The sequence below is a fragment of the Winogradskyella haliclonae genome, assembly GCF_014635865.1.
Classification (GTDB): domain Bacteria; phylum Bacteroidota; class Bacteroidia; order Flavobacteriales; family Flavobacteriaceae; genus Winogradskyella; species Winogradskyella haliclonae.
Map to the genome: position 1 here is coordinate 403,335 of NZ_BMDQ01000002.1, position 13,906 is coordinate 417,240.

The following is a 13,906-nucleotide window of genomic DNA, read 5'->3' on the forward strand; positions in this document are numbered from 1 at the left end:
CAGCTATTAATTTCTTAACATTCCAAACTACGCATAATGAGAACAAAATTACTTCTGCTTTTTGTCTTTTCAATTTCAGTTTTATCTCATACTCAAACGACAAGCATACCAGACAGTGTCTTTGAACAGCAATTAATTGATTTAGGCTTAGACGATGTTATTGACGGGCAAGTACTAACTGCTAATATTGTATCAGTAACCACTTTAGATATTTCTAGTCCAATTACTAGCTTAGATGGTATAGAAGATTTTACAGCATTAGAAACTTTAATAACCACTGGAGTTAGTACCTTAACAAGCATTGATGTAAGCCAAAATACAAACCTAAAAAATCTAGATATCGTAGGGTGTTTTAACCTAACTAGCTTAGATGTCTCTAATAATTTGAACCTTACCACACTTAAAACTAATGGTACTGGGATAATTACTATTGATGTAAGTAGCAATACTAATCTCACAGAGCTAATAGCAAGTCCTAGCTCAAATCTAATAAACTTAATTGCCAGTAATACGTCAATTTCAGAACTCGATTTAAGATTTACGCCTAACTTACAGAATATTAATGTTAGTAATAATAATTCACTTAGTCTATTGAGGCTAAATAATGGAAATAACGTCAATGTAACAAACTATATTTCCTTTAATACTCCCAACCTCACCGATTGTATTTGGGTTGATGATGCTGTTTTCTCTAACTCATTTTGGACAAACCGAGATCCAAATAATTCGTTCTGCGATGGTGTTTATGTACCAGATGATGCTCTTGAGCAAGCTTTTGTTGATTTAGGTTTTGATACTTTGCCACTAGATGATGAAGTGCCATTCAGCGCATTGTTAAGAGAATCCTTAAATCTAAGTGGGCGAGGTATTTCTGACCCAACTGGCCTTGAGTACTTTGAAGTTCTTAGAAGTCTAGATTTATCAAATAATAACATTAGTAGTTTAAATGTAAGTAAAAATAGTGATTTATCCATTCTTAATGTAAACAATAACAACTTAAATAGTTTAGATGTTAGTCAAAACACCATAATGGGTGTTTTGCGTATTAGAGATAATACTATAGACAACTTGGATGTTGGGCACCTTAATCTATTTATACTAGATGTAGCAAATAATAATTTGGATGCTTTGGATTTACTTAACAGTAGCCTTTTAGAAACTCTTGATATAAGCGGAAATAATTTTAGTAACTTAGATGTAAGTCAAAATAATGATTTGAAAATCTTAGATGTAAGTAATAATAACTTAAGCACTTTAGATTTGAGCAACAATACAGATCTAAATTCTTTATCTACACAAAATACTGTAATAACTAACCTCGATTTAAGCACCCAAACTAACTTGAGTGCTATAAATATTAGCAATAATAATCAGTTAATGGAGTTAAATATCCGCAACGGAAACAACTCTTCTATTTCTGGAAATGATTTCATAAGTACTAATTCTTCCAATCTCATTTGTATCACCGTAGATGACCCTGCTTATTCTATAGCGAATTGGATAAATATAGATCCTGCAAATACGTTTAGTGTAGTTTGTGGCCCAGGAACTGCCTTTAATTTTGATGGTATAGATGACTATGCAGTAGCTGTAAACCCTTCAATCTTGGAAATTACTAGTGGTACTGTCGAAATGCGAATTAAACCCGAAACAAAAGCAACAGCACAAACCATTTTAGCCTATCGCAGTAGTGATGGTGCCAATACAAAATATTTATTTAATCTATTAGGTAATCTCACTGGAATTGGCTTTTGGAATGGAGCATCTTATCAAACCATAACATATGCCTTCAATCCTGATGAGTGGTATAATATTGCAATTACAGATGATGATACTGGTAGTACAACCGTATATGTCAATAGTGTATCTATAGGCGCATTCTCTACAGAATTTGGAACTGCTACTGGTTCTAACCTAAATCTCTATGTAGGTGTAGATTTTCCGTTAAACGAATACTTCCTAGGTGATATTGGAGATATACGAATTTGGAACACCGTTAAACCTAGAGGAACAGGTATATGCAGCAATACACCTTCTGGTAATGATTTAATAGCCTATTATGACTTTAATCAAGGTACAACAAGCGCAGATAATAGCAGCATAAATTCAATAATAGATAGCTCAGGTAACTCTAATAATCTGTCGTTGATAAATACTACTATAAACGGATTAACAAGTAATTGGATAAACTCAGATAATGCCAGTTTCACAGATACTATAACACCAGTTGCAGTTGCGCAAAATATAACAGCATCTTTAGATGCCAATGGGCAAATTATAGTGGATCCGCTATTAGTAGACAATGGTTCGACTGATAATTGTGAGATAGTTAGTTATGTACTTAGTCAAGATACGTTTACCTGTGGCGATTTAGAGTTTGAAGGCTTTTCGAGTCAAGCTTTAGATTTAGATGGCACATTACAGTATGCAGAAATACCATATACTCCGGAGCTTAATTTACCAAACTCATGGACACTTGAAGGTTGGATCTACCCTACAGGATTTAATCCTGGTGGTGATGTCGTCATTGATAAATATTCTGGAACCTCATTCTTTGATGAGTATAGCATATTTCATTTTGGTGGTAATTATTTTGCTGAAGTCACTACGACTGATGGTAACTTTGGCGTAAATGGTGGTCCAGTAACCCTAAATCAATGGACACATATTGCTGGAGTTTATGATCAAGCCAACGGTACATTATCAATATATATTAATGGCACACTCCAAAACACAGCCGCTGGTATAACAGGAAGTTCTCTAAGCACAACCAACAACACCATTTTAGGCGGAGTTGACTGGGGCAATGCAACCTTTACAGGAACTATAGACGAGCTTCGTATTTGGGATAGAGCACTTACTGCTCAAGAAATTACTGACCAACGTAGTCAAATACTCAGTAGTGATGAATCAAATTTAGTAGGTTATTTCCGTATCGAACAAGGTCAAGGAAATAACACATTGCTAGATAGTTCTCCAAATAATAATACAGCAAGCTTCTTTAATCTAGATGCAAATTCAGATTGGAATACCATTAATACAGCAACAGTTAATGGTGAGCCAGGAGTTATTCCAATAATCCTTACCGTAACTGATGGTAACAATAATTCATCAATAACTCCACTACAAGTCACAGTAGTAGATAATATAGGGCCAAACGTTATAACACAAGATATTACCTTAAACATCGCTTGCGGAGCATCGGTTTCTATCACTGTCGACGATATTAGCAATGGCATAACAGATAATTGTGAAATTGATTCTATATCTCTAGATAATAATACTTTTGATGGTTCTATGGTAGGTGCAAATACAGTGACATTAACTGTAACGGATACCTCAGGTAATACGACTTCAGAAACAGCCATAGTAAATGTTGTTAACACAACCCCAATACTTTACGTAGACCAAAATGCTACAGGTAATGCCGATGGAACTACTTGGGCAAACGCATTTAACACCATTCAAGATGCCCTAAATTTAATTAATAACACCTGTACGACTATTGATGAAATACAGATTGCAGAAGGCAACTATGTCGAAGGTTCTCAATTAAATATTAATAAAGCAATAACTATTAAAGGTGGCTATCCTACAGGTGGTGGCATACAAGACTTTGAAAACAATCCAACCGTAATTGATGGCAATGACATACACCGTGTTATAAATGCATCTCATACCACAGGCATATTGTACCTAGAAGGTATTACCATACAAAATGGTATAGTAGCATCTACAAATGCTGATGGCGGCGGCATTTACACCACTGGAGATTTAGATTTAAATTATGTAAAGGTTTTAAATAATAAAGCAGAAGCTATAATACCTTCTTCCTTAAATACAACTGGTATCGCTAATGGTGGCGGTATATATGCATTTCAAGCTAACATTACACTAAGTAATAGTGCTATAAACAATAATATGATAACATCAATTAATAATGATGATTTAAGCCCACTTGCCTATGGAGGCGGCATTTATATTTCAAATGGAGATATTACGTTGACTAATACTACAGTAGACAACAATATGATTTTTTGCTTTAATAGCGGTCAAGCAGCAGCTCCACAAAGAAGCTATTCATATGGTGGAGGTATTTATTCAGTTATTGGAAACACCACAATAATTTCTTCTTCAGTAAATAACAATAGTATTAACAACAACACCTACACCATTTCAGAAGAAGTTGGTGCAGGTGCTGCAGGAATTTACAATCAACTTGGAAACACGGTAATATTAAACAGTACAGTAAATAATAACAGTGTTACAATTGGAGATAGTAGTCTTTCAGTTAGTATTGCTCCATCAAACAATGCTACCGGTAGTGGCATACGTGCAGATACTATTGAGTTAATAAATACTACACTTAGCAACAATACAATTACAACATACACCGGTTATGCTGGAAGAGTTGAGGGTGGCGCAATATATGTTACACAATCCATTACTTTGACGAATAGCTTACTCAGCAACAATCGTATATCTGGCCCTAGCTCTAGCTCATCAATACAAGGAGGCGCTATATTTCCTTTTAATTCGAATTTAACTGTTTCTGTTTCTTCATCTAATAGTATACTTTGGAATAATGAAAAATCTACGGATAATGGCAATACATTTAGTTCTAGTGAGTATGAAGGTAGTGGCACCTTTGCCTTTAACCATAGTTTAGTGACCAATCAAAATCCAACAGGCACCAATAATATAGATGCAACATCGCCAGGTTTTGACCCATTATTTGTAGATAGCCCAAACGGAGATTTTAGACTTCAAAGTGGCTCTCCGCTTATTGATGCTGGTAATGATAGTTATTTACCTCAAGATACTTTTGACGTCGATAACGACGGAGATACTTCAGAAGCATTACCATTAGATTTAGATGGAGAACTTAGGATTTCTGGTTCATTCGTTGATATTGGGTCTTATGAATTCCAAGGCTCTACTTTGAGCATTGATGATGATTTTAATCTTTCAAAATATAGCGTCTACCCTAACCCAACAAACCAAATACTTAATATAGATGGTTTAAAGACCTCTGAGAACGTGGAAATTTACAATATATCAGGACAAAAGCTATTCACCAAAACTATTGATTTAAATAAAAATACAATTGATGTATCACAATTATCAGCAGGACTCTATTTCCTTAAGATTAATGATGAAAGCATCAAGTTTATTAAACAGTAAAATATCTACTCTACTTGCGGCTCTAAAATTGAGACAATTGTTTCGGGGGAAACATGACAATATCTTTTAAGGGGTCGCAAGTAAAGTAGGTTATTCAGTAAGAATTCAAAGCCATCATTAAAGTTTAATGATGGTTTTCTTTTTTTAAATATCTTAGTAGCCCATAATGGGCATTTGGCAATAAAAGCCTGACTAAATTAAATGATACTATGAAAAAACTTCTAGCGCTACTCCTGTTTGCTTCTATTAGCATTTCAGCACAAAACTCAATAGAGCAAGACATTATTAATATCGAAGATAAACTCATCGAGTGGCGTCGCGATTTTCATCAAAATCCAGAACTTTCTAACCGTGAGTTTAAAACGGCTGAAAAAATTGCGAAGCATCTTAAGTCTTTAGGTCTAGACGTTGAAACAAATATCGCTAAAACTGGCGTTGTTGGTATTTTAAAAGGAAATAACCCAGGTAAAGTTATTGCTATTAGAGCAGATATTGATGCGCTACCAGTAACAGAACGTAACGATTTACCATTTAAATCTGAAGTAAAAACCACCTTCTTAAATACCGAAACTGGTGTGATGCATGCTTGCGGTCACGATACGCATACAGCCATATTAATGGCAACTGCAGAAGTATTTAGCAAACACAAAGACAAAATTAACGGGACTATAAAATTCATCTTTCAACCCGCAGAAGAAGGACCGCCACCAGGTGAAGAAGGTGGCGCAAAATTGATGATTAAAGAAGGGGTTTTAGACAACCCTAAAGTCGATGCTATTTTCGGTTTACATATCAACTCTCAAACTCCAGTTGGTGTTATTAAATACAAAACAGGTGGTATTATGGCATCTGTTGAGCGTTTTGTAATTAACGTTGAAGGCAAGCAAACGCATGGCTCGCAACCTTGGTCTGGTGTTGACCCTATTTTAATTTCGGCAAAAATTATAGATGGTTTACAAACCATTATCAGTCGTGAAGCACGTTTAACAGACGAAGCAGCTGTAATTACAGTTGGTAAAATCACCTCTGGTACACGTTTTAATATCATCCCAGAATCTGCTGAGATGATTGGTACCGTAAGAACGCTCGACCCAAAAATGCGTGCTATGATTGAGCGTCGTATGAAAGAGATGGTAGAGACTATAGCCAAAGCCTATGGCGGTGAAGCGACAATTACCTTTCAGAATAATACCTCGATTACTTATAATGATGAAGCCTTAACAGCTCAAATCTTACCATCCATTCAAAAAGTGGCTGGCGAAGAGAATGTGCAGATCATGAAAGCCACAACTGGTGGTGAGGATTTCTCTTATTTTCAAGAAAAAGTGCCTGGCGTGTATTTCTTCTTAGGTGGAATGACACCAGGAAATACTGAGTCTTTTCCGCATCACACACCAGATTTCCAAATTGACGAAAGTGGATTATTACTGGGCGTAAAAGCATTCACGCAAATTACATTAGACTATCTCAATAACTAAATTATGGACGCAGTTTTAGAGTTTCTAGGAAGCATATCTTGGTGGCTATGGATTATTATTGTTTTGGCTATTGTAGCCATTAGAGACATTTTTTTTCAAAGAAGTCACACCATAAGCCATAACTTCCCTATTGTGGGGCATTTACGCTATTTACTAGAAAGTATTGGTCCAGAAATGCGTCAATATTTTGTAGCTAACAATCGTGAAGAATTACCATTTAACCGTATAGAACGTGGCTGGATATATGCTTCAGCAAAAAATGAAAACAATTATGAAGGTTTTGGTACCGATAGAGACATTTATGCACATCAGCATATTTTTATAAATAATGCCATGATGCCGTTTAAGATTGGTGAGAATCATCCAAACGCCATTGACAAATGCTTTCTGCCTTGCGCCAAAGTTATGGGCGCCTATCATAAACGTAAACGTCCTTATCGCCCTGCATCCATTATTAATATCTCGGCCATGAGTTTTGGTTCACTGTCAGCGAAAGCTGTGGAGTCGCTCAATAAAGGTGTAAAATTGGCTGGCGCCTACCACAACACAGGTGAAGGCGGCTTATCGCCTTATCACAGTAACGGTGGTGATGTGGTCTTTCATTTTGGAACCGGTTATTTTGGAGTTCGCGCAGAAGATGGTGGGTTCTCTATGGAAAAAATGGTGAAACTCGTTGAAGACAATCCTTTTATTCGTGCCATAGAAGTTAAATTATCACAAGGTGCAAAACCCGGAAAAGGCGGTGTATTACCTGGCGCAAAAATTACTAAAGAAATTGCAGAAATACGCGGTGTCGAAGAAGGTAAAACCGTATTATCACCACCAAACCACAAGGCCTTTTCTAACGTGCCCGAAATGGTAGATTTTATCGAATCTATTGCTGAAGCGACTGGTTTACCTGTTGGTATTAAAGCCGCAATCGGAAAACTAGACCAATGGGAAGAATTAGTGCAAATCATGAAAACTGAAAATCGCGGACCAGACTTTATCGCTATTGACGGTGGCGAAGGCGGTACTGGTGCAGCACCTCCAAGTTTTGCCGATCATGTATCATTACCTTGGGTTTATGGTTTTAGTGATATTTACAAACTATTTCAAAAGCACAACATAGAAGACCGCGTGGTATTTATTGGTAGTGGTAAGTTAGGTTTTCCTGCAAAAGCAGCTATGGCATTTGCCATGGGTGTCGATTGTATAAATGTGGCTCGTGAAGCCATGATGAGTATTGGTTGCATACAAGCTCAAATATGCCATACAAATCGCTGTCCGGCCGGAATCGCCACACAAAGTAAATGGTTGCAAAACGGTATAAACATTCCTTTAAAATCTGAACGTTTAGCGCAGTATTTTAGAACCTTTAAAAAGGAACTCATAGAAATAACACATGCAGCAGGTTACGAGCACCCCTGTCAATTTAATATGTCAGATATTGAAATGAACGTAGATGACCACAACCTTACAAAAGAATTCAATAGCACATTTGGCTATAATAAAACGCCCGTAGACTTCAATAATATGCAAGATTTAAAAGATTGTATATATTTAGGTGGCAAAACAAAAAATTAGAACTCTAATCGCACAATAGAAAAAAGCACATATCGTTTTTAGAAAATAACATCATATTATGACCTCAGATACTATCCTACAATTATTCTTAAGCTTACTACCAACAATTATAGTCGCTGCTATAGCCTATTATTTTTTTAAAGGACATATAGAAAATGAAAACAGACGAAGACGTTTTCAGCTTCAAAGAAACACGCAAAAAGAGTCGCTACCTTTGCGCCTGCAAGCCTATGAACGTATGGCCTTATTTTTAGAACGCATTTCTCCAAATAAATTGGTTGTTAGAGTAAGCCCAACTTCCTCAAATAAAGAAAATTACGAATCTTTACTTATAGCAAGCATTGAACAAGAATTTGAGCATAATTTAGCGCAACAAATTTACATTACAGATGAATGTTGGAACGTTATTAACGCTTCAAAAAACGCCACTATTCAACTCATAAGAAAGTCGAGTTTAAGTGATAAAGTAGATTCTGCAGATAAACTTAGAGAAGTTATTCTAACAAATTTAATGGACAGATCTACACCTAGTAGCGCTGGCCTCTCTTTTATAAAAAAAGAAGTTGGTGAGCTGTGGTAATTTAATGTCTTACACATGCTTTTGTTCGGCATAATCATAACCTTGTTGCCACCACTTTTCCATTAATCGTTTACTAAAAATCAAAGAATTTTCAGTTAAGGATGTTGGCGTGTAATACAAATTAAGTTTTGCGCCTTTATTTTTTGCAGCAAGCTTTCCTATTTCTATATCATTTCGTTCAACCTGGTCTAATAAATGTCCAAATAAATTCAACATTAAAGAAAACGGATTTTTACCCAAAACCTTTTGCTTATCCATGTTTTCAGCTTCTAAAACTATAGCATCTACTTCAGTAGCGCCTCTCAAGATAGCCTCACGAATAGGGATCACGCTTCCTAAGCCACCATCTGCATACTCATGCCCATTACGAGTCGCTAAAGACATAAACGGTATGTAATTACACGAAATCCATATCCAATCACAGAACTCTTCGTAAGAACAGTCTCTGATAGACTTGTACTCTACCCGGTTCATAGACAGATTAGCAACAGTCACCACCACGTCGTGTTTTATCGTTTTTATTTTCTGATACTCTTCAAAAGTGAAGTTCTGCTTTATATTTCGCTTTAAGGCCTTACTCTCCCCAAAGGTTCTTTTACGACGAATAAACTGCCATAAGGAGTTTATAAAATCTATAGACACATATTCCCTGTCCCCTTTTTTGCGTTGCACAAAAGGGCTAATACTAAAAATATCGTGCTGCTGGACATTGGTAAAAATATCATACAGTTTTCCTATTTCACCGACAGCAAGATGTGGCACTAATAAACTTCCTGTAGAAGTCCCCAAAAACATATCATAATCGCGTTTTTCGCGCTCCATAAGGTATTGCGCAACACCTCCTGCAAAAGCGCCTTTACTACCACCTCCAGAAATTACTAATGCCCGCATTATTTTTTAGGATTGTTTAATTCATTCAACATGTCCTTTGCAAACTTTGTCATACGCCAGTTATGATGACTTTTAGCGAGTTCTAAATTCGATTTGCATAAATCGTTGCAAGCATTCATTAGTTTCAAATACCGAAACGCATTCATTCGTAACTCCGCATTGTGATAATCATTTGTATAATCCAATAATTCTGCAAGGATATCTGACTTTGCATCAGAGTTATAATCAGGTGTATTAAGGTGTAATACCAACCAAAGCAGTCTCACATTCTTATCACTAAAGCCTTCGATATTTCTTGTCTTACTCAGGTATTTTGAACGCTCCGTCGGAAAACTAGTCCAGAGGTTATAAAGTGCATTCTCAATAGTTATATACGATTTATCATCTAAAAGTGATTCGTACTCTGATTTTAAATTCTTGGGCACATACTTTAAATAGGTTGAAATAGCTTGTCGCACTTTTAATCCATTCTGAAAAGTCGTTACATTTATTAATTGCGGTCGCTGCGCAATGACTTTTACTTTGGCATCATCAGACACATAATATTTAAGATAATCTGCACATTTTGAAGAATTTGCTTCGCAATTGACTTGCGTATACTCTTGAATATACTCTGACTGCTGATAAATGGTCCGCACAGCGGCTTCAAAAGGAAATGCCTTATCAGCAATCCATGTTTTTACAAAAGCTTGTAATGATTTTCCAGATAGCTTTTCAACTTCAGAGATAAAGTCTTTGGTCTCGACATTAGAAAATTGATGTTTTTCTAAATACACTTTTACAGCTTTTTTAAATACCACATCACCAACATACTGTCGTAACGCATACAAAACCCATGCGCCACGCTGATAAAAAGTTAAGCTGCTTGATTTTGGATTTAGTAAGGACGTCCCATTACCTGCTTGGTCCTGACGTGCTAAATCTTGAGCGTTTTGATATAATTTGAAATAAAAACAATCCTCACCAAAAACTTCTTTTTCAGCTAATAAGGCATAATAGGTAGCAAAACCTTCTTGCAACCAATGGTGCTCACCAGAAGTTGCAGTCACTAAATCTCCAAACCATTGATGTGCTAGTTCGTGTGCATTTACATTAACATAGTTTTTATCATTAAACCCTATATCGTCAACCATAAATGCATCAGAAAATATGGTCAAACTCGTATTTTCCATTCCCGCGTATAAGAAATCATGCACAGGCACTTGTTTGTAATTTTGCCATGGATACGGAAAACCAATTTCCTCTTCTAAAAAATCGAACATTTGCTTGGTATAGCGATAGGTTGACTCCACTTTAGCAGAATCTTCAGGATAATAATACAGCTCTATCGGAACTCCACTTTTTGAAAGCTCTTTTTTAACATCGTATTTACCGATAGCAAGCGCCACAAGGTAACTAGACATTGGTTTACTCATCGTATAGGTATTCATATAATATTTACCCAATCGTTCTTCAGTATAAATTAGCTCTCCATTTGACAGCAACTCATACCCATGTTCAAATGCAACTGAGATATTGAATACTAATTTTTCATTAACATCATCAAAACTAGGTAGCCAATTACTCGTGTATTTTCCTTGGCCTTGCGTCCAGATGTTCCAATCTTCTTTGCGTTTTAAAAAATAAAGCGCCTTTTTTGGATGCGACTTATAGTTGAATGTTATATTATTATTTTTATCTTTTAAATCCTTTATTACAACCCACAATTTGTTGTTATGATAACTGAAGTCAGCTTGAGAGTCATTTAATTTCACATCTCTGATAATCATGTTTTTAGCATCAATATATACAGAATCTATGGGTTCAAGTATATCAAAAAATAAAGAAATTTTTCCGCTAACTCTTGAAGAGTCTGGAACCAAAATAACCCTTGCATCTAATGAGGTAAAATCCACATACTCCGTTTGCTGAGCGGACAAGCAAATAACTTGAAAAAGACAAAATAAGACTAAGAATTTCTTCATACCGTAAAACTACACAAGGATAAGGCCAAAATGCAAATTATAGTCAACAAGTTTTATCGAAAAGAATTAAATTCGCTTTTATGAGCGCTAATCTACAAACTCCTATCGATTATCTTAAAGGTGTTGGTCCAAATCGGGCAGATTTGTTGCGCTCAGAACTTAGCATCCACACCTATCAAGACCTCATCAATTTATTCCCTAATCGATATATAGACCGTACGCGTTTCTATAAGATCAATGAGCTACAACGCAATACTGCCGAAGTGCAAATTATTGGTACTATTACTGGCTTTAGAGAAGTTGCCCAAAAGCGCGGAAAACGCTTAGTTGCAAACTTTAAAGATGATACAGGCATGATGGAACTCGTTTGGTTTCGTGGTCAAAAATGGATTAGAGAAAGCTTACAGATTGGTAAGACTTATGTCATTTTTGGAAAAACCAATTGGTTTAGTGGTAAATACAGCATGCCTCATCCAGAAATAGAGTTGCAATCAGAACATGACAAGAATCTGCGTTCTGCAATGCAACCTATTTATCCATCAACAGAAAAACTTTCAAATAAAGGCATTACCAATAAAGTCGTTTCTAAAATAATGCAACAACTCTTTCTAGAGACAAAAGGTCGTTTTGCAGAAACTTTACCTGAAACCTTGAAAGATGATTTAAAATTAATTTCAAAAACTGATGCGCTTTTAAATATTCATTTTCCAAAAACTTCAGAGCTTTTAGCAAGAGCACAATTCCGATTAAAATTTGAAGAATTGTTCTACATTCAATTGCAATTAATTCTAAAAAATCTGATTCATAAATCGAAAATAAAAGGATTCCCGTTTACAGAAGTTGGCACATATTTCAATACATTTTTTAAAGACCATTTACCCTTTGATTTGACCAACGCACAAAAACGAGTGATTAAAGAAATTAGGTCTGATTTGGGCAGTAACGCACAAATGAATCGGCTTTTACAAGGTGATGTAGGTTCGGGGAAAACTATAGTCGCTTTTATGTCAATGCTCATAGGGCTTGACAACGGTTTTCAATGCTGTTTAATGGCGCCAACTGAAATTTTGTCAGTCCAACACTATAATGGATTAATTGAATTATGTAAATTATTGAAAATCAATATATCAATACTCACTGGTTCAACTAAAACTTCAGAACGAAAAATAATTCATAAAAATCTTGAAAATGGGCAATTACAAATACTAATTGGCACTCATGCCCTACTTGAAGACAAAGTGAAATTTAAGAATTTAGGCATTGCAATTATAGACGAACAACATCGTTTTGGAGTTGCTCAGCGTTCAAAATTATGGAAGAAAAATACATCTCCTCCACACATTTTAGTTATGACGGCTACACCAATTCCTAGAACCTTAGCAATGTCAATTTATGGCGACTTAGATATTTCAATAATTGACGAATTACCTGCAGGAAGAAAGCCAATAAAAACTGTTCACAGATATGACAACAATCGGCTAAAAGTTTTCAAGTTTATAAGAGATGAAATCTCAAAAGGACGACAAGTCTATATCGTCTACCCATTAATTCAGGAAAGTGAAAAAATGGATTATAAAGATTTAATGGATGGTTATGAGAGTATTTCAAGAGAATTTCCAATGCCAGACTATCAAATCTCTATTGTTCATGGAAAAATGAAACCTGCAGATAAGGATTATGAAATGCAGCGCTTTGTAAAAGGCGAAACAAATATCATGGTGGCCACTACAGTCATTGAGGTTGGTGTTAATGTACCTAATGCTTCGGTTATGATTATTGAGAGTGCAGAACGTTTTGGCTTGTCTCAATTACATCAATTACGTGGTCGTGTTGGGCGTGGTGCAGAACAAAGCTATTGTATTTTAATGACAAGCCACAAACTCAGTAATGATAGTAAAACACGCTTAGAAACCATGGTGCGTAGCAGTGATGGTTTTGAAATTGCAGAAGTCGATTTAAAGCTTCGTGGTCCAGGAGATATTATGGGCACGCAACAAAGTGGTGTTCTTAATCTCAGAATTGCAGATATCGTAAAGGATAAAGATATTTTGCAACAAGCACGCTATTATGCAAAACAAGTGCTAAAAATTGACCCTAGTTTAGCCTTGCCTGAAAACAATGTTATACTTGAGACTTACAGACAAATGAGTAAGTATCGTAATATTTGGAATTATATCTCATAAAAAAAAGGCCTGGCCACCAACCATTACCAGGCCCCTCAAAACATAATTACTCGTGTTTTG

7 protein-coding genes are annotated in these 13,906 nt (G+C 35.8%); 5 read left to right on the forward strand and 2 right to left on the reverse strand.

What is annotated here, in order from left to right; genetic code table 11:
• Nucleotides 1-36 precede the first annotated feature (36 nt).
• The 4 genes from IEV10_RS09910 (at nt 37) to IEV10_RS09925 (ending at nt 8,808) form a co-directional block, all read left to right on the forward strand.
• Complete coding sequence (locus IEV10_RS09910; RefSeq protein ID WP_188374564.1) at nt 37-5,184, forward strand: T9SS type A sorting domain-containing protein; 5,148 nt, start codon at nt 37-39, stop codon at nt 5,182-5,184.
• A gap of 209 nt (nt 5,185-5,393) precedes the next feature.
• Nucleotides 5,394-6,662 carry an amidohydrolase gene (locus tag IEV10_RS09915; RefSeq protein ID WP_188374565.1) on the forward strand — a complete coding sequence of 423 codons (1,269 nt, stop codon included), beginning with the start codon at nt 5,394-5,396 and terminating at the stop codon, nt 6,660-6,662.
• Between the two features lie 3 nt (nt 6,663-6,665).
• The gene (locus IEV10_RS09920; protein WP_188374566.1) at nt 6,666-8,228 is read left to right on the forward strand and encodes an FMN-binding glutamate synthase family protein; all 1,563 of its coding nucleotides are present in this window, start codon (nt 6,666-6,668) and stop codon (nt 8,226-8,228) included.
• A 58-nt stretch (nt 8,229-8,286) separates the two neighbouring features.
• Entirely contained in the window at nt 8,287-8,808 is a 522-nt protein-coding gene (locus IEV10_RS09925) for a DUF7935 family protein (RefSeq protein ID WP_188374567.1), read from the forward strand.
• A gap of 9 nt (nt 8,809-8,817) precedes the next feature.
• Here the strand turns inward: IEV10_RS09925 and IEV10_RS09930 are convergent, their stop codons facing one another.
• Complete coding sequence (locus IEV10_RS09930; protein ID WP_188374568.1) at nt 8,818-9,699, reverse strand: patatin-like phospholipase family protein; 882 nt, start codon at nt 9,697-9,699, stop codon at nt 8,818-8,820.
• The gene (locus IEV10_RS09935) at nt 9,699-11,663 is read right to left on the reverse strand and encodes a M1 family metallopeptidase (RefSeq protein ID WP_188374569.1); all 1,965 of its coding nucleotides are present in this window, start codon (nt 11,661-11,663) and stop codon (nt 9,699-9,701) included. Before IEV10_RS09935 ends, IEV10_RS09930 begins: the two co-directional genes overlap by 1 nt.
• A gap of 80 nt (nt 11,664-11,743) precedes the next feature.
• Between IEV10_RS09935 and recG the strand changes: the two genes are divergently transcribed.
• Nucleotides 11,744-13,846 (forward strand): ATP-dependent DNA helicase RecG, encoded by a 2,103-nt coding sequence (recG, locus tag IEV10_RS09940; protein WP_188374570.1) that lies wholly within the window; start codon nt 11,744-11,746, stop codon nt 13,844-13,846.
• Nucleotides 13,847-13,906: the final 60 nt, after the last annotated feature.